This window comes from Paenibacillus sp. FSL R5-0519 (assembly GCF_037974275.1).
Taxonomy (GTDB): domain Bacteria; phylum Bacillota; class Bacilli; order Paenibacillales; family Paenibacillaceae; genus Paenibacillus.
In genome coordinates, this window is record NZ_CP150234.1 from 579428 (window position 1) to 597582 (window position 18155).

The following is an 18155-nucleotide window of genomic DNA, read 5'->3' on the forward strand; positions in this document are numbered from 1 at the left end:
CGCGATGAATCGTCCTGTTTTCCTCGTATATAACGGCCTGGTGGATACAAAATAACATATAAATGTTAAAAATACAGAAGTGTAGGCTGCATTGCTATGTGTTACGATACGTAAAAGTAGATACAGAGAAAGAGACATTTTACTGAAGGGTAAGCCATGACCAGCGGATGAGGTGAGGAGCAGATTTTCTTACAAAAAAATAAATGGCAACAGGTGATCCGAAATGCTGCAAATCGGGTATTAATAGTAGAGTCATTAGAACCTGATGGATACATATGTTGTTGGTTGTTTTGCTAGTTAAAGGCTATCTATTATGGAATGAACTGTGGGGGTTATCAAGTGCCTATATTAGCTATGGAGAAGAAAGATGTTGTCACCGATGCACTGGTCATCAAGGCGATGGAGAAAAGTCTGGCTATTATTCGATTTGATCTGGATCGACGGATAACTTATGTAAATGAGGTTTTTGCCCAGACGATGGGATATACGGTAGCTGAGATGTATGGCATGAAGCATCAGCAACTATGCTTCGGCAATTTTGCAAATACCCCGGAATATGACGCTTTTTGGAATAGTATATTAAATGGTGTCAGCTACCAAGATAAGGTTGAACGCAAGGATGCAAAGGGGAATTCCGTATGGCTTGAAGCGACATATATACCGGTGTACGATGAGATGAATCAGAAAATACTGGGTGTCTCCAAAATTGCCACCAACATCACCAACCGTCAGAATAATATTTCAGTCGTAGTGAATGAGTTGAAAACGATGTCAAATGAGCTGAATGAGCAGGCTGATGTAGGCATTGAACGGAGTCAGGAATTAATGTCCAGTATCTCATATATCTCAGAGGTGTCGGCCACTAACCGCGCGACACTGACTCATCTGCAGGAACAAGCGGGATCGATTCAGGGCGTGGTGCGAACCATACGCGAGATTTCATCACAGACACAGTTGCTTGCATTAAATGCCGCCATTGAGGCTGCACATGCTGGGGAATACGGACGAGGATTCGATATTGTGGCGAAGGAAGTCAAGAAACTATCCGCAATGGTGGAGAGTTCGATCAATGAGATCCGTGATAGCGTGACTGGGATAACCAAGGAAATTGGTAATATTACAGGTGGCACCAAAAAAGTAGAGGAATACGTCGAGCGGAGCCAGAAACAGATTGAGATCGCTTTGAATGACTTCATGGCAATCGCTGCATCGGCTCACTTGTTAGATGCCAAGGCAGAGCATGTAACCAGAATCGTATAAGAATATAATATTATTAATTGTTAGCGGTTCCTCACAGAGGAACCGTTTTTTGTCTTTGGGAAGATTACTACACACACAATGGGATTACGGGTTGGTCCTTAACGCATTTTGGTTTAGATGGTCCGCAAAAAAACGGGAATTATTGTGATCAAACGGGGACACAATACTTGGGAATACCTGCAGCTTCGCATGCAGAGAAATGTTGGGGTGGGAACATGTGGTCAACAATTCTATCCTACGTGCCAGAAGGGCCCATATGGATTCAGGCATTCCTGGTTTTCATTATTCCAATTGGCATTACCATGACTACGCGCTGGATCAATGCCGCCATTAAGCGCGGAAGCTTCTCTCGTTCTAAGAAACCTTCGATATCCTCGAAGGATATCTCTCCAGCAGCCAAAGGACAGGGTCAAGGAACCGAGACAGGCCATTATGCCAATATTAAGTTAACGGAGAAGTATAGTACCAATCTGATTAGCGTGAAAGAAAGTTTTGGACAAAATGCAGATGTGCACATTCGGGAATTTACGATTAGGGGAACGAATACACGGGCTGCGGTCATCTACACCGAAGGTCTGGTAGATCAGGACTTGGTAGATGATCACTTGATTTCCCCGTTAATGTTAGAGGGCGTTCCCCTACTTAAGCAGGAGGGGTTTCTTCATCCAGACAACGCACATCTGTTGTCGGCATACCTGAAGGATCAATTACTTCCTGTTAGCCTGGTTGAGGAGACTTCGTCTCTCCAAGAGCTCTCAGTTGGCGTGCTTTTCGGAAAAAATGCACTGCTGGTTGATGGTTTGCCAGGTGCTTTATTAATTGGAGGCCACAAGATCAAAACACGAGGTGTGAATGAACCCGTGTCAGAAGGATTGATCCGTGGACCCCGGATTGGTTTTACAGAACAATTAAGCGATAATACAGGTATTTTACGGCGTTACGGAAATAATCAGAGCCTGTTTATTCAGAAGTATGAAGTGGGATCACGGATCAAAAAAGACCTGGCGATAGCCTATATTCAGGATATTGCCGATCCTAATCTCGTAACGGAAGTCCGCAAGCGAATCGAAGAAATGGATATGGATTCGATGCTCGAATCAGGTTATGTGGAGCAACTCATCGAAGACAGTACCCTGAGTCCTTTTCAACAGGTACTAAATACGGAAAGGCCTGACCGGGTAATCGGTGCTTTGTTGGAAGGTCGGGTAGCTATTTTGTTGGATGGAACGCCATTTGTACTTGTTGTACCCGTGACCTTTAGCATGTTGCTTCAATCTCCCGAAGATTATTATGAACGTTGGATTCCAGGAACCTTTTTACGTATGCTGCGCTTTGTAGCTGCGATGCTGGCATTGCTCGCTCCTGCACTCTATATTTCGTTTATTTCGTTCCACCCTGGTCTTATACCGACCAAGCTGGTTCTGACGATTATTGAAACGCGGACAGGGGTACCTTTTCCTTCGATCATTGAAGTGCTGATCATGGAAATTTCCATTGAAATTCTGAGAGAGGCAGGGATACGGCTGCCTAAACCGATTGCGCCAGCGATGGGTATCGTGGGAGGTCTGATTATTGGACAAGCAGCAGTACAAGCAGGAATCATAAGCCAATTCCTGGTTATTGTCGTTGCGGTTACGGCGATCTCTTCCTTTACGATTCCGGTCTATAGTGCGGGATTAACGCTAAGAATTCTGCGATTTGCCGCTATGTTCAGCGCAGCCGTACTCGGATTGTTTGGCGTGGTTATGTTCTTTCTGCTTGTATGCACGCATCTGGCTCGACTTTCCAGTTTTGGCGTACCTTATGTTGCACCGGCCGTTCCTTATCATATGAATGACTGGAAGGATTTCGTTATACGTGCTCCGTTAAACATGATGAGAATGCGTCCCGATATGAGTAATCCACTCGACAAGGATCGAAAAGAATAAATTGAATCCCATGGACACGAGGGTTGGAGGTGAAGTAGAGTGAATGGTTCCCCACAAAAGATAACCACAACACAGGCTGTTGTCATTATTGTGAATTACATGCTTGGCGCCGGGATCCTGACGTTACCTCGAACGACCAGTAAGGCTGTCGGAACACCGGATGTCTGGATATCCATTATTCTGTCGGGACTGATTATTGCAGGTGTCGGCATTATTCTGGTTACCTTATGTCGCAGATTTCCGGGAAAAACGGTATTCCAGTTCACCCGTGAAATTACGGGGAGCTGGATTGCTTACATATTGGGATTTGCCATGATTATGTATTTTATGGTGATTGCCGCATTCGAAATTAGAGTCATGGCTGAAGTAACAGGGATGTATCTGCTTGAACGTACGCCCACATGGGCGATTGTAATGGTCTTCATGTGGATCGGTATATATATGATCTCAGGCGGGCTTGGTGTCATTGTAAGGGTGTTCGAGATTATTCTGCCGATTACAATCATTATATTTGTCATTGAAATTCTGCTGAGTAATCAGCTATTTGAGATTGGAAATCTTAGACCAGTGCTCGGCGAAGGTCTTATGCCTGTTTTCAAAGGACTCAAGCCTTCCCTATTATCATATACGGGGTATGAGGTGATGCTAATCATGACTGCTTATATGAAAAATCCGAAGAAGAGCAATATGGCAATGAGCTGGGGAATCTTCGTAACGACCGCGATCTATTTAATTACAGTTGTCATGGTTGTCGGTAGCCTATCCCTGGATGGAATCAAAACACGAACTTGGCCAACGCTGGATTTGGTAAGAAGCTTCGAGATACAAGGATTAATATTCGAACGATTTGAATCCTTATTGCTGGTCATCTGGATTATGCAGATTTTTTCGACTACCGCGATCACACATTACTGTGCTTCGGTGGGCATTCGTGATTTGTTCCGTTCCAAAAAAATCAAAGGCATTATGTACGGTCTGCTTCCGTTCATTTATGTGACAGCCATGATGCCCAAAACGGTGGACGATACTTTTGCGCTTGGAGATATGCTGGGCAATGCATCTGTTTATTTATTTGGCATTCTACCTCTGGTGTTACTGTTGATAAGTCTGATTCGCAAAAAAGGAGGCAAGCGTGTATGATTCCATTCCGTATGTTCTTACGTGTAGCTTCTGCCTTGTGTATTCTGTTATTGATATCCGGATGCTGGAGCAGTCGAGAAATAGAGGATTTAAGTCTTTATGTCGGTCTTGGAATTGATGTCGGCAAAGAGACGGAATTCGAGAAAGACATCGCTGCTCAGGGAGGCTCATATCCTAAGAAGAACTATGTAACTGCTACGGTGCAGATCGCTCCGGGCTTTTCCGACAGTCAATCGAGCCAGCAATCCGGTTCTCCTTCTTCCGGCAAAACATCCTATGCCAATGAACAGCTCAGTGGAGATTCCATGCTGCAAATCTTCCGCCAGTTTGCACTAAGGCGGGATCGCCCCCTCATTGGACATCATCTGAAAGTTATCGTCGTCTCCAAGGATATCGCCAAAAAATATGGTTTGGACCAATTACTTGATTTTGTACTACGGGATAATGATATTCGACCGAACTGCCTGGTGCTGATCAGTCATCATTCTGCATTAGATGTGTTAACATCACAAGATCCTTCTCGAATACCAGCATTCTATCTCACAGGCATTACGAACAACTCTTATATATCCAATAAAATACTTGATCCGGTTCTGCTGTCCAAGTTAGACGCACAAATGCAATCCGGATCGAGCTTCTTGCTACAGAATGTATTAAACTCCGATGGAGAGGATAAGTTCTCCGGAGGCAGCATCTTTGATGGGAAAACGACCAAGTTCATCGGAGAACTTAGTCAAACAGATCTGGAAGGGTTGTCATGGCTCAATTCCAAAAAAAAGGGAGGCGTCTTGAAGACACACAATAAAGAAGGATTCACTGTGTTGTTCGAAATGAAGAAGAAAAAGGTGAAAATCACCCCGAAGGTAGTTGGCAATGATATTTCATTCCATGTGAAGACTGAATCCGAGGGCTGGCTGATGGAGGATTGGCGCGCTCCCGAGGAAGAGGAAAAAGGTGAATATCTTAGAGAATTAGAAAAGGATTTTGCTGAACTGGCCGAACAACAGATTCGTCAGGTATTGTACAAACTTCAGCATACCTATAAAGTCGATGTAGCGGATTTTCGGGATAGCTTGCGTATTAAACATCCAAAAACATGGAAGAAGGTCAAGGACGATTGGGACCGAATCTTCAGCACCGTGCCGATTACGTATGATGTCAAGATATCCATCACCAATCCGGGGTCTTCCACAGAATAGCGAGATTATGATTTAAATATTGACACATTCATGATCAATCGCTATATTTATAAAAAATCATTTTCTTATCCAGAGAGGTGGAGGGACTGGCCCTTAGAAACCTCAGCAACAGATCTGAAGGATACTGTGCTAATTCCAGCGGGTGAACAGCCTGATAGATAGGAGCGTTTGTTTTTATTTGTCAGTAACGGCGCACTCTTTAGGAAGAGTGGGTCTTTTTTGTTTTTTCTGGATGAAGAAGTAGGGAGCAGTAGGTATGGAGAACAACAGCGACAAAGGGCATTTTCAACGGAAAATGCAGGCACGGCATGTGGTCATGCTCTCTCTCGGAGGAGTCATCGGAACGGGATTATTCCTGAGCTCAGGTTATACGATCCAGCAGGCGGGACCCTTGGGCACCATTCTGTCCTACCTGATTGGAGCTATCGTTGTATATCTGGTAATGCTCTGTCTTGGTGAACTGTCTGTTCATATGCCGGAGACGGGAGCATTCCATAGTTATGCAGCCAAATATATCGGACCAGCAACAGGTTACACGGTAGCTTGGTTGTACTGGTTAACCTGGACTGTTGCGCTTGGCTCTGAATTCACAGCCGCCGGTCTGCTGATGCAGCGTTGGTTCCCATCTGTAAACGTATGGATATGGAGCGCACTTTTTGCACTAATGATCTTTTTGTTCAATGCTCTAACGGTAAAACTTTTTGCGGAATCCGAGTTCTGGTTCTCATCTGTCAAAGTAGTTACCATTGTAATTTTCATTATTATTGGTGGTGCAGCGATGTTTGGATTCATCCCCATGGCGGATGCTGAACCGGCTCCATTCCTTTCGAATATTACAGCATTCGGGTGGTTCCCTCATGGGGCTACAGCGATATTGATGACCATGCTTGCTGTAAACTTTGCATTCTCAGGCACCGAGTTAATCGGTATCGCCGCCGGTGAGACGGAGAACCCGGAAAAGACGATACCGAAGGCTATTCATACCACGCTGTGGCGTTTGGTTATTTTTTTCATCGGAACGATTGTGATCTTGTCCGCCTTGCTGCCCATGTCGGATGCCAGTGTACTGGAAAGTCCGTTTGTAGCGGTAATGGAGCGGGTAGGTGTACCCTATGCAGCAGACATCATGAACTTTGTTATTCTGACGGCGATTCTCTCTGCTGCCAATTCGGGCCTCTATGCATCTTCACGGATGCTCTGGTCTCTGGCTGACAAAAGAACGATCTCTCCGTGGTTTGCCAAATTGACCAAGCGCGGGGTACCGCTGAATGCACTTCTGATCAGTATGGTGGGTGGTGCACTGGCTCTGCTGTCCAGCATCATTGCGCCAGGTACGGTGTATATTACGCTGGTCTCCATATCAGGTCTGGCTGTCGTTGCCGTATGGATGAGCATCAGCGCTTCCCAGTATATGTTCCGCAGACAGTATATCCGGGAAGGACATGAGGTCAAAGATCTGGTCTACCGTACACCACTGTATCCTGTGGTACCGATTGTTTCATTTATATTATGCCTGGCTTCATGTATAGGTATTGCTTTCGACCCGACACAGCGAATTGCGCTGTATTGTGGGGTTCCATTTATCGCAGTATGTTACGCAGCTTATTATCTGACAGAACGTGTGAATAAGAAAAGAGGACAAGTACATGACGCAAGTACAACAGACTAATCCCATAGAACAGATCCTACGTGAGCATCCGGTCATGATTCTGGATGGAGCGCTGGCAACGGAACTTGAACAGCATGGCTGTGATCTGGATGATCCACTATGGTCGGCTCGTGTATTGCTCGAGAATCCAGATGTTATCGTTCAGGTCCATGCGGATTATTTCCGTGCAGGAGCCGACTGTGCGATTACATCCAGTTATCAGGCGACGGTGGATGGCTTCCGCAAGAGAGGAATCGGAGAGCAAGAAGCGTTGGACCTGATTCGCAAGACGGTGCAGCTGGCTGCACAGGCGAGAGATGACGTATGGGCAGAAGTGCAGGACGGGGGATTTGAGAACACGGCAGTCAAACCGGAGGGCAATCTGGTATTCGGAACGGCACAACAAACGTCTGATGTCTTCGAGACAGGGGTCTTGGCTCGGCCACGACCGATGGTTGCTGCATCCGTTGGGCCCTACGGCGCTTATCTAGCTGATGGATCGGAGTATGTCGGTCACTACGGTGTGACAGATGAGACGTTGGCTGCATTTCATCGTCCGCGGATGGCCGCGCTGCTTGAAGCGGGTGCTGATATTCTAGCTTTTGAGACGATTCCATCCTTGCAGGAAGCACAGGTGCTGGTTGATTTGCTGAAGGAGTTTCCTCATGCATATGCCTGGTTATCTTTCTCTTTAAAAGACGGGACAAACATCAGCGAGGGCACACCGCTTGAGTTATGTGCACAGACGTTTGGCTCCGAGCCGCAGATTGCGGCGATTGGCCTGAACTGTGCTCCGATGGAAGTGGTGACGGAAGCCGTAGGTATTCTCAGCCGTGCCAGCGACAAACCTGTTATTGTGTATCCGAACTCGGGAGAAGTATACGATGCAGCAACGAAGACGTGGAGTGGACAGGGTACATGTGGCAGTATGAGTGATGCTTCGGAGGCATGGGTTGCTGCTGGAGCACGGATTATTGGCGGTTGTTGCCGTACTACGCCACATCAGATTGGCGAGCTTGCGAAGAAGTGGCGAAGCTGAAGTATATTTAGCCGATCCAGATCTGCGTGGAAAAGCCCTTTCGTATCTTATGAAGGATACGAGAGGGCTTTTTGGGTGCTTTTTTATAATTACTTATTCTCTACCTTAATGGTTCCTACAGATGTGCTCAGGGAAAGCAAAGGTCCACCGCCGTTGATATCACTCTTACCCCTCGAAGCACCGGAGACCTTGCCCAGATCGGTTTCCGCTTTTAGTGTGTAAGCCAGATTGGAAGGCAGCAGGGCAGTGATGGTACCCAACTCAGTTGAAGCTTTGAGCTGGCTTCCATCGTGCAGCTGATTCAGATCAAGAATGATGGTACCTGCATCGGATTTGATGCTGGATTTGCCTTGGACTTGAATGTTGTTAAGATCAATGGAGCCTGTGTTATTGGAAAGCTCATAGCTTCCTGTTAATCCTGCAAGTGAAATATTGCCAACTTCTGTAGAAATCTCATATTCAACGATATTGGCCGGAGCCTCAATTACATAGTTTACGATGAAATGGGAATTCCCTTTATTTTGGTCGGCCCATGACCAAAGATCGGTTCCCGTTTTATCTTTGGGATGGATCTCAACGGTGGTTGTGTTCCCCTTGGTCGTTAAGGAGACTTCTGCATTTTGAGCCAGTTCTTCCAAAGTGGATTCTCCGGTACGATTGTTCAAAGCCTGAATGTACGTACGGACTCGAAGTTCACCATCTTCACTGCTCCGCACCTCGATATTTCCTACAGGATGATCAACAACCAAGAGACTGGATGCGGATTTCTCACTGACTTGATCAAGTTCCTTATCTATGGCATTATTGCTAATCAGCTTCATCCATTGGGACTCGGCGCCCTGGGCGTTTCCGCTCTCTGATGAGGAGTTGAGGGGATTATTCGTACAGGCCGCAAGTAAGCCAACGGAGCCTAGGGTGGCGACCAGAAGCTTTTTGTATACGCTGTGCATGAGCACTCCTTCTTTCTACAGTTATTCGACGACAAGAATACGCGGCGATGCCTGACGAATCACTTTGGACGATACCCAGGATCCAAGAGCTGCGGCAAGAATACTCAGACAAGCAAAGAGTATAATGCCTCCCCAGTTCAGAATGAGAGGAATCTGTACGATCCCATATCCCGATAAGACTTTTTCAAGTAACAGGGGGAGAAGGTATACGCCTACAATGACTCCGAGCATTGAACCAATCAGAGCTAATGCAGCTACTCCAGTAGCAATGGAGAAACGGATTTTTCCAGATGTCATTCCGATCGACTTATAAATGCCATACGTTTTGCTCTCTTTGCGAATACTGATCCGGCAGGTGCTGAAGATAATGATAAATGTAACCAAAATGAACAGCAGACCAATTAGAGCCATGGGGTACACAAGAATGCTTGCAGCTTCTGCATAAACGGAATCCAGCAGCGTTTTTTGCGTGACGATGGAAGCAGAGTCTTTGAACTGCTCATTCAATTGGTTAGCAATGGCTCCCGCCTGTGAAGGATCGTTGACATTGATAAACGCGACATCTACATCTCCGTAATTCGGATTCACGCTTCGAACCGCTTGAGCTGTAATTCTTCCGGATACGGACAAGTCGGAGATGGCCTGATAGATGCCCGAAATCATGAACGTGCGCTTCTCTCCTTCAATGTAGAGATCAATGAGATCTCCCATATCCTTGTTTAACATCTTGGCAACACTAACCCCGATAGAAATTTCATTTTCGCGTTCCGGATTGTTTCCTCTCAACGTCTCAAAACCAAGATCTTGATAGCTTCCATCCAGTACTCTTAGATAAAGACTGGTAGACTGGCTGTCCACGTCGGTTGATTGATCTGGAAGGATAACTCCGGTAGTGTTCCCTTGCCAGCCCACATTTTTGATGCGAGGGTCTTCTTCCAATACGTTCTGCAGCTCAGCTCTCGGAAACGTAGTTTTGTTCACAACAACTGCGGCAATGTTAGCATTGTCATAACCCCATTTGGCCGCCGTCTGATAGATTCCGGTAATGCTGGTCAGTACAACATACCCGAGGATAAGTACGGAAGCTGCCATCGTTGTTAGCAATAACATCAGAACCGAGCTTTTGCTGTTTTGGATCAGATTGCGTATGCCGATTACAAAAGAGACGGGCAATCGTCCAAACATGGCCCGGTTTGCGAGCGGTGAATTCATTCGTCGCGCCATGCGTACATTGTCGCTCTCCGACATACCGTACCGAATGGCCTGAACAGGCTCGATCGTGCGAGCTTTTCTGGCGTATAACACGACAAATGCAATAACCAAGACGAGTAACAGCAGCCCCACAACAATAGCAGCTCCAATGCCCTCAATTGGAAGATCACCCTGGCCAGTTCGCAGGGACGATACGGAGATGTTGATGATGAATTTGGAGACGAATACGCTCAGTACCAGCCCGGGAAGAACGGCGATGATGGACAGCAGGGTATATTGAATGACGTAGGTACCAATGGTGCCCCGGGAAGTGAGTCCCAGCGATTTAAGGATACCTATCGTTTTGTAGTTGGCCAGAATGACATCGGATATGGTGAAGCCAATCGTAATGAGGGCAATAATCATCATGACGGCCCCTAAGAATATCATAATGAACCCGACGATCTGATTGATGATCAGATAAAAGGATGAGATACTTTCAAATTCCATTTTGGTTTCCAAGAATGGGGCACCCGTCTCGCTTGTATAACGATCCCAGTAGCTGGAGTTTGTACTGTAATCATCAAAATGGATGCCCATCATGTGAATATCTTTTCCTGCAAGCGTACTAAGATCATTTTGGTAATCCGTACTGTTCATCCAAATTCTTGCCGTATTGGTGAACGGTGCTCCATAAGGAACATCCACAACAATAGCTGAGACTGCGAGGTCAAGTGTGGTAGATCCAGTTTTGAATTGAATGGTATCACCGACAGCGATGTTATAGCCATTCGCCATGGAAGTTGGGATCCATACGCTTCCTTGTTCAGGAGCCGAATGCTGTGTACCACTTGCAAATACAAGTTCATCTACACTCCACGGGGGAGGCGGGGTATTCATCATGTACAGATAAAGGTTAGGGATGTCAGTGCCGCCAAAAGCGATGCCCGACAAGATGCGGTAAGTAAGCAAAGGTGAGACTTGAACACCGTTCTGGGCAGCCCACCAGTCATGCACAGTTTGGGGATCATTCAGTCCTTTGTCGAACGTCAAGATCTGATGGGACCCGTTGGTCCGACTATGCATTTCCTTGAACTGGTTACCCGTATTAGCCAGGATGATGACTGATGTGGACACGAGTAGGGTAGACAGCAAAATAAGCAGGGTGATGAACAGGTTTTGAATTTTATTTTTACTCAGATACGACAAGCTAAGTTTAAACATGACCGCCATCGTTATTCCTTCCCCGTAACCAAAGCGAAGATGATCGCTTCACGATCTTGAATTTGATGTTCGTCATAGGTATCGAACTCAAGGATTCCACCAATCTTGCCATCCTGAATATAGATCAGGCGGTCTGCCCGGCAGGCTGCTTTTATATCATGCGTAACCATAACAACAGACTGTCCTTTCCGGTGGATATCCGTAAGGATATCGAGAACAGCTGTGCCGTGTTCCATATTCAAGCTTCCGGTCGGTTCATCTGCAAAGATGATATCCGGCGAATTAATCAAAGCCCGTGCAATCGCAGCTCGTTGCTGCTGTCCTCCAGAAGTTTGGGAGGGGAGACGGTTATGTTGTGCATCAATATCCATGGCATTCATCAGCTCGGCAGCACGAGATAGAATGTCCTTCTTTTTGTTTCCTGCAATATATCCTGGTAAAGCAATGTTTTCTTTGATGGAAAGGTCTGGGACCAGATTGATACTTTGATAGATATAACCGATCCGGCGGGTGCGGAAGTTGGACATTTCCCGTTCACTATAAGCGTCAATCCGCTGGTCTCGAAAATAAACCTCACCCGCTGTGATCTGATCCAGTCCGCTTAGCAGATATAAGAGGGTTGATTTGCCCGAGCCAGAGTTACCCATGATGACCGTGAATTCCCCTTCATAGATGTCGAGATCAACATTACGGATGGCATGATGCTGATCGGTTCCGCTGTTGTACGTCTTGCACAGATTCTGTGCACGGATAATCACTTTTTTGGACAAGTCGAATCACTCCCGAGTGCAGTATAGGATTCATTCTAGAGGAGGGATGTTGAGAAAGCCTTATCAAATTATGAATAAAGTATTACAGGCACCTAGGCTAATTCGGAAATGAAAGGCTGCTCCGCACAATAGCTTTGGAGTGTGGGCTCAGCAGATCGGCAGATAGAATTGGAAGGTCGTACCTTCTCCTTCTTTACTAGTAAAAGAAATACGGCCTCCGTGTGCTTCAATAATGCTTTGGCAGATGGAAAGTCCCAGTCCCGTACCTTCCTGCACACGTTGGTCTGCATGACTCGCTTGTCCTCTGAAATAACGCTGGAAAACAAACGGCATATCCTGCACACGTATGCCCTGACCCGAATCGGCGATGGTCACTTTCAAGTACCCGGATTCCAGTTCCGTGGCTATACGTATCGTGTCTCCGGGAGCTGTATGCTTGAGAGCATTGGCGACAAGATTGGAGATCACCTGTTCAATTCGGATAGGGTCGATTGCGACCAACACATTGGGGATATGGTTGGAGTGAGGTCCGTCGTAGATCAGACCTTTCGTAACAACAACATGTTCAATAGGCTTCAACATAGCTTCAAGGACAGGACCAATGTACATTTCACGAGGTTCCACAGAGATCTGCCCTAGTTCCTGAAGTGCATGAACCAGTAGGTCTTCCACAAGTCGGGCCGTTTTATCCGTATGTGTCCGCATCACTCTCATATATTCCATCAGCGTTTCCTGATCGTTACATAGCCCTTCCTCAATAGCTTCTATGTATGCTTTTATCGTGGTAATCGGTGTTTTAATATCATGAGATATATTGGTGATGAGTTCCTTTTGTGCTTGTTCCTGCTGGATGCGCAGCTCGTTCATATGTTTGATTTCTGTGCGCATCAAATCCAACATGGCGTAAAGGCCGCCCATTTCGTCTGTCCTATTGTACTGGATCTGATCATCATAATTCCCTTTGATGATGGATTCCGCATGCAGCTTCAAATGATGAATGGGAGATAGCAGCTGCTTCTCCAGAATTCTTTTCAACCAAAATAAAAATAAGCCTAGGATCAGTGACAGGAGTAATAGTACGCTAATCCATATAACCGTAAAAGTCATCGGTTTCTGAACCGTAACCATAGCTTGGGGGATGGAAAAGATAGCATTGCCGATCTGACTTCCCACGGGACCGTCCATCACGGGAAACGCGATATCAAGTGATTCACTATCGTCCACAGTCTGCGCGGCATGATGCAGATCATAATGAAGGGAAGAACGCAGATTAACCTGGGTTCCTTCAGAGGTGGGATCGGAGGACAGAGCTACGGTTCCATCCAGGTTCACATAGGTAAGCAGAATCCCGCTTTCTCTGGCAATGGAACGTATGTCTTCTCGAGTAGTTTGTTTGTCCAGGTGTTGATGATTTTGCTCCAACGCAAGTAAAAGCGGATTGACCTTGAGGCGAACCTGATTCAGGCACAGATTGGATTGTTCCGAATTTCGGTTTTGGAATAGTATTAACGCCAGTGCGAGGATACTTATAATAATCAGAAGGCTAAGTGTTGTTAACAGCCAACGTCTGAACCAGGTGTTTAATGACATGTGGATGTCTCCAATCTCCATTATTCATAAATGAATTTGTAACCGACACCCCATACTGTCTTTAGAACAGTTGGATGTGAGGGGTCTTCCTCGATTTTTTCCCGCAGTCTGCGAATGTACACGGTTACGGTGTTTTCATCACCATAGGTTGCATATCCCCAGATGGCGTCAAGCAACTGGGCTTTGGAGAATACCTGATTTTTATGGCTTGCCAGATAATGAAGTAACTCGAATTCCTTGGCGGACAGAGAAACTTCCAATCCGTTCAATGTAACTTTGTAGGCTTTTTTATCGATCACAAGATTTCCAAGGCGCAGTAGATCCGTTCTGTCCAGGTCTGAGGTCATGCTGTCGTAACGTCTAAAGTGGGCATTAATCCGTGCTAAAAGTTCACTCAGCGAGAAGGGCTTAGTCATATAGTCATCTGCGCCAAAACCAAGACCAAGTACCTTATCCGTATCACTGCCTCGGGCACTTAGAATGAGGATGGGGATATTATTGCGCCGTCGAATCTCGCGGCACACCTCGATCCCGTCCATGTCCGGAAGCATAATGTCCAGAATGATGTAATCTGGTTGAATAAGCTCCATAATCTGAAGCCCGTCTTGTCCAGTGGCTGCCACAACAGCTTCATATTGATTTTTGGTCAAATAATCTCGCAAAATACGTGAGATATCCGGTTCATCCTCGATGATGAGGACTTTGCGCGGGTGGGTTAGCATATGTATCGCTCCAGTATGATAGATGTGAAATGAATGGCTATGTATAAATTTGTGAAATAAATGTCCTATATAATTGTACAATCTTGTTCTGTAGGAGTCACATAAATATTGAAGTGAACATCATTCTTATTAATCAAGAGACTACAAGTAGCTGTTTACAAGTTTCGTCTTATCAAAATAACCCATGAACCTGCTTGAAGGGTCATGGGTTTCTGATACTAATACGTCATACACGTTCTAGATCGATAGGCTCGTGTTGTCTGGATTTGAGATACTCCGCCGGAGACACACCGAAGTGCGCCCGGAATACCCGGTGGAAATAGGAGTAGCTTGCAAATCCGCAGGATTCGGCAATATGCTCCAGGGTCATTTCACTGTATTTCATACGTTCCAGCGCCGCATTCAGGCGGATCTCAATCGCGTATTGAATCATGGTCTGATTGTAATGTTCCTTGAATAAACGGACTGCACGGGACAGGCTGAGTCCGGCATAACGTGCCGCTTCCTCAAGCTTGAACGTAACTGTGGCATGCTCCTCAATATAACGTTTTAACTTCAGCGCAGAGGAAACCGCCCGATCGGTCTGTATATTCTCTTTGATTGCCCGGTCAATATATAGACATAATCCACGCAGTAACGCATCCTTTAGCTCCGCATTTTCCTCAAGAGGTCCGCGGCGTTTCTCAAGCAACATATTTCTCCACAGGCTGATGAGCTTATCATCAAGTCCAATCCGGCTCACGGTGGAACGTTGCTGCCTTTTCCACCAGTTCTCGATCCAACTGCCCTCGCAGAACAGATAATAATCTCCGCTGGACAAGCGTCCTTCCTTATGTGGTTCATCCACCACGAGATGATAGTCGTCGCCAGGTTTGAGCAGCAGCAGATCCCCGCTGGTCATCCTGAATTCTTCATCTTGTACATACACTTTACACGAACCTTCGGTCTGCAGACGGAACAGATAGGTTTGCAGTTCACCCTTCATATTATGAGTGAACGCTTTATAGTGGTATGAGTAGTCACAGATCAGCACAGATGTCTCTAACGTATCCAAAGATAAAATCCCCCAATATATCGATGTTTTACATAATAGATTAACTTAACATTTACACGATAACGGAGAGGACAGAAAGAACCTGAAGAAACAGAGTGTTCGCCTTTATCCTCGGATTTTATCCATTTGAAAAGGGAATCAAGAAAATCTGGGGATAACAGCGATCGGAAGGTTGTTCTGTCATCGGAGTGCCAGTGTAAATATCTTCAGTTGAAATTAGGTACATTAAAATAGATGCAAAATGATGGAAATAAAATTTGACCAGATAGTTCATGTTCTGACTATATTGTATATGTTCATTCTAGCCTGTTTTGCGTTAGGATGATACCAGATAGAGCAATGAAAGCAAATTTGAGAACAGAGGTGTATCCGACATGAAAAAACTTAATATTGGTTTGCAATTGTTTACACTCCGTGATGAAACTGCAGCAGATTTTCGTGGTACGTTGCGTAAGGTAGCGGCCCTTGGATATGAAGGTGTGGAGTTTGCCGGATATGGTGATATTCCAGCTGAGGAAATGAAAGCGCTACTAGATGAACTTGGGCTGAAAGGCTTCAGCAGTCACGTTTCACTACATGCGATGCGTGAAGACTTGCAGAAACAAATCGATTACCTGAAAACAATTGGTGCACAATATATCATTTGCCCTTACCTGATGCCAGAGGATCGTCCTGAGAATGCAGAAGGCTGGACCAAGCTGTTCGCCGAATTGCAACAATATGGAGCTGAAGCAGCGAAGCAAGGATTGATCTTCGGATACCATAACCATGATTTTGAATTCCATGGGCAGGTTGGCGATGCCAATGCCTTTGACGCCATGTTCGCTCAAACATCATCAGAAGCGGTAAAAGTGGAAATGGACGTATGTTGGGTACAATTTGCGGGACAAAATCCGATCGAGTATATTAATAAATATGCGGGTCGCTTGCCGCTGCTGCATCTGAAGGATTTCAGCAAAGATGAACAGGGCCAGATGAAAACGCTGGAACTGGGACAAGGTTCGGTTGACCTGCCAGCTGTTATTGAAGGCGCTACGAATGCAGGTGTGGAGTGGTTGATCGTGGAACAAGATGTGTGCCAGAACCCGCCACTTGAGAGCGTATCCAATAGCTACAACTGGCTGAAAGAGAACTATTTGAACCAATTTTAATCTAAGCTTTATGCATAATCCAAGAGCGAATTGAATCGAATTATGAAAAATGCTGAATCTTATTTGTCAAAGGAGACTTATATACATGAGTAAAATTAAAGTTGCTGTATTCGGCTGTGGAGCCATTGCCCAGCGTAGACATATTCCGGAGTACGCTGCCAATGAGAACGTAGAACTTGTCGCTTTTGCTGATCCGATCGTGGAGCGTGCGGAAGAAATGGCCGAAACTTATGGAGGTAAAGCTTACTCCAGTTACGAAGAATTGCTTGCTAATGAAGCGGTGGATGCAGTCAGTGTGTGTACACCGAACTATCTGCATGCGCCAATGGCGATTGCTGCTGCCAATGCAGGCAAGCATGTATTGGTCGAGAAACCCATGGCCGTTTCCACTGAAGAAGGCGAGCAAATGATTGAAGCTGCCAAGAAAAATGGCGTGTATCTGATGGTTGGACACAACCAGCGTCTGATGCCTCCTCACGTCAAAGCAAAAGAAATTCTCGACTCCGGCAAACTCGGTAAAGTCCTGAATTTCCGTACATCTTTTGGCCACCCGGGTCCGGAAGGATGGAGTGTGGACGGTGCTGAAAGCTGGTTCTTCCGTAAAGAAGAAGCTATTATGGGCGCGATGGGTGACCTGGGCGTGCACAAATCCGACTTCATCCGTTACTTGCTGAATGATGAAGTATCTGAAGTAGCTGGTTTCATCAGCACACTGCACAAGGAAGGTACTCAAGTTGACGATAACGCAACTTGTTTGCTGCGTATGAAGAGCGGTGCGATCGGAACGCTGGTAGCAAGTTGGACGCAATACAGAGCTGGAGACAATAGTACCGTACTGTGGTGCGAGAATGGCGTTATGAAGATCGGAACAGTGGAAGGCGATGAAGTTATCGTTGAACTGACCAATGGTACAGTTGAGACGTACAAAGTTGGTGCTATGGCTACTAACGAGAAACAAGTGCCAAGTGGTGTAATTGACGCATTCGTAGAGTCCATTGTAACGAAAACACCTCCAGCGATTTCTGGGGAAGAGGGCTTACGTTCCCTGCAGGTGATCCTGGCAGCATTCGAATCCGAGAAAACAGGTCAGATCGTTAAACTGTAATCCATACGAATGACAGTGCAATTTCTAACATTCTATATGTCTTAATCCATGATATAAGGGACTTACCTTCAGAGATCTGTTCTGGGGTAAGTCCTTCTATATTTGTCTCCAACCGAGTGAGTGAAAGAGAACAATGCTACGGTAATTGTGCAATAGGGTTTACAATATTGGATCGTTTTTATTT

Annotated in this window: 14 protein-coding genes and 1 riboswitch; of the genes, 8 read left to right on the forward strand and 6 right to left on the reverse strand. The window is 45.8% G+C overall.

All coding sequences use genetic code 11. The features are described 5' to 3' along the window. The first annotated feature begins 339 nt into the window (after window positions 1-339). The 6 genes from MKY73_RS02555 (at window position 340) to mmuM (ending at window position 8214) form a co-directional block, all read left to right on the forward strand. Window positions 340-1260, forward strand: a complete 921-nt coding sequence (locus tag MKY73_RS02555; protein WP_339305487.1) for a PAS domain-containing methyl-accepting chemotaxis protein — start codon at window positions 340-342, stop codon at window positions 1258-1260. Window positions 1261-1475: 215 nt separating this feature from the next. Continuing rightward, complete coding sequence (locus MKY73_RS02560; RefSeq protein ID WP_339305489.1) at window positions 1476-3188, forward strand: spore germination protein; 1713 nt, start codon at window positions 1476-1478, stop codon at window positions 3186-3188. A 39-nt stretch (window positions 3189-3227) separates the two neighbouring features. Continuing rightward, entirely contained in the window at window positions 3228-4328 is a 1101-nt protein-coding gene (locus MKY73_RS02565; protein WP_339305491.1) for a GerAB/ArcD/ProY family transporter, read from the forward strand. Continuing rightward, on the forward strand, window positions 4325-5527 hold the full coding sequence (locus MKY73_RS02570; protein ID WP_339305492.1) for a Ger(x)C family spore germination protein: 1203 nt from the start codon (window positions 4325-4327) through the stop codon (window positions 5525-5527). Before MKY73_RS02565 ends, MKY73_RS02570 begins: the two co-directional genes overlap by 4 nt. Window positions 5528-5589: 62 nt before the next feature. After that, window positions 5590-5692, forward strand: a riboswitch (SAM riboswitch). 91 nt (window positions 5693-5783) lie between these two features. Next, window positions 5784-7196, forward strand: coding sequence for an S-methylmethionine permease (gene mmuP, locus MKY73_RS02575; protein ID WP_339305494.1), 1413 nt, complete (start codon window positions 5784-5786; stop codon window positions 7194-7196). After that, window positions 7174-8214, forward strand: coding sequence for a homocysteine S-methyltransferase (gene mmuM / locus MKY73_RS02580; RefSeq protein ID WP_339305495.1), 1041 nt, complete (start codon window positions 7174-7176; stop codon window positions 8212-8214). Before mmuP ends, mmuM begins: the two co-directional genes overlap by 23 nt. Before the next feature lie 89 nt (window positions 8215-8303). Here the strand turns inward: mmuM and MKY73_RS02585 are convergent, their stop codons facing one another. From MKY73_RS02585 to MKY73_RS02610, 6 genes are all read right to left on the reverse strand, one after another. Further along, window positions 8304-9164, reverse strand: a complete 861-nt coding sequence (locus tag MKY73_RS02585) for a DUF4097 family beta strand repeat-containing protein (protein ID WP_339305496.1) — start codon at window positions 9162-9164, stop codon at window positions 8304-8306. Window positions 9165-9185: 21 nt separating this feature from the next. Further along, a complete protein-coding gene (locus tag MKY73_RS02590) occupies window positions 9186-11588 on the reverse strand; it encodes an FtsX-like permease family protein (RefSeq protein ID WP_339305498.1) in 2403 nt (800 codons plus the stop codon). A 2-nt stretch (window positions 11589-11590) separates the two neighbouring features. Beyond that, window positions 11591-12349 (reverse strand): ABC transporter ATP-binding protein, encoded by a 759-nt coding sequence (locus MKY73_RS02595; RefSeq protein ID WP_339305499.1) that lies wholly within the window; start codon window positions 12347-12349, stop codon window positions 11591-11593. A gap of 147 nt (window positions 12350-12496) precedes the next feature. After that, window positions 12497-13939 carry an ATP-binding protein gene (locus MKY73_RS02600; RefSeq protein ID WP_339305500.1) on the reverse strand — a complete coding sequence of 481 codons (1443 nt, stop codon included), beginning with the start codon at window positions 13937-13939 and terminating at the stop codon, window positions 12497-12499. 20 nt (window positions 13940-13959) lie between these two features. Continuing rightward, window positions 13960-14661, reverse strand: a complete 702-nt coding sequence (locus MKY73_RS02605) for a response regulator transcription factor (protein WP_339305501.1) — start codon at window positions 14659-14661, stop codon at window positions 13960-13962. 226 nt (window positions 14662-14887) lie between these two features. Next, window positions 14888-15715, reverse strand: a complete 828-nt coding sequence (locus tag MKY73_RS02610; RefSeq protein ID WP_339305503.1) for an AraC family transcriptional regulator — start codon at window positions 15713-15715, stop codon at window positions 14888-14890. 374 nt (window positions 15716-16089) lie between these two features. On the opposite strand from MKY73_RS02610, the gene MKY73_RS02615 reads away from it, so the two are divergent. Then, complete coding sequence (locus tag MKY73_RS02615) at window positions 16090-16866, forward strand: sugar phosphate isomerase/epimerase (protein WP_339305505.1); 777 nt, start codon at window positions 16090-16092, stop codon at window positions 16864-16866. 85 nt (window positions 16867-16951) lie between these two features. Beyond that, window positions 16952-17971: a Gfo/Idh/MocA family oxidoreductase gene (locus MKY73_RS02620; protein WP_339305507.1), complete on the forward strand. Its 1020-nt coding sequence runs from the start codon at window positions 16952-16954 to the stop codon at window positions 17969-17971. Window positions 17972-18155: the final 184 nt, after the last annotated feature.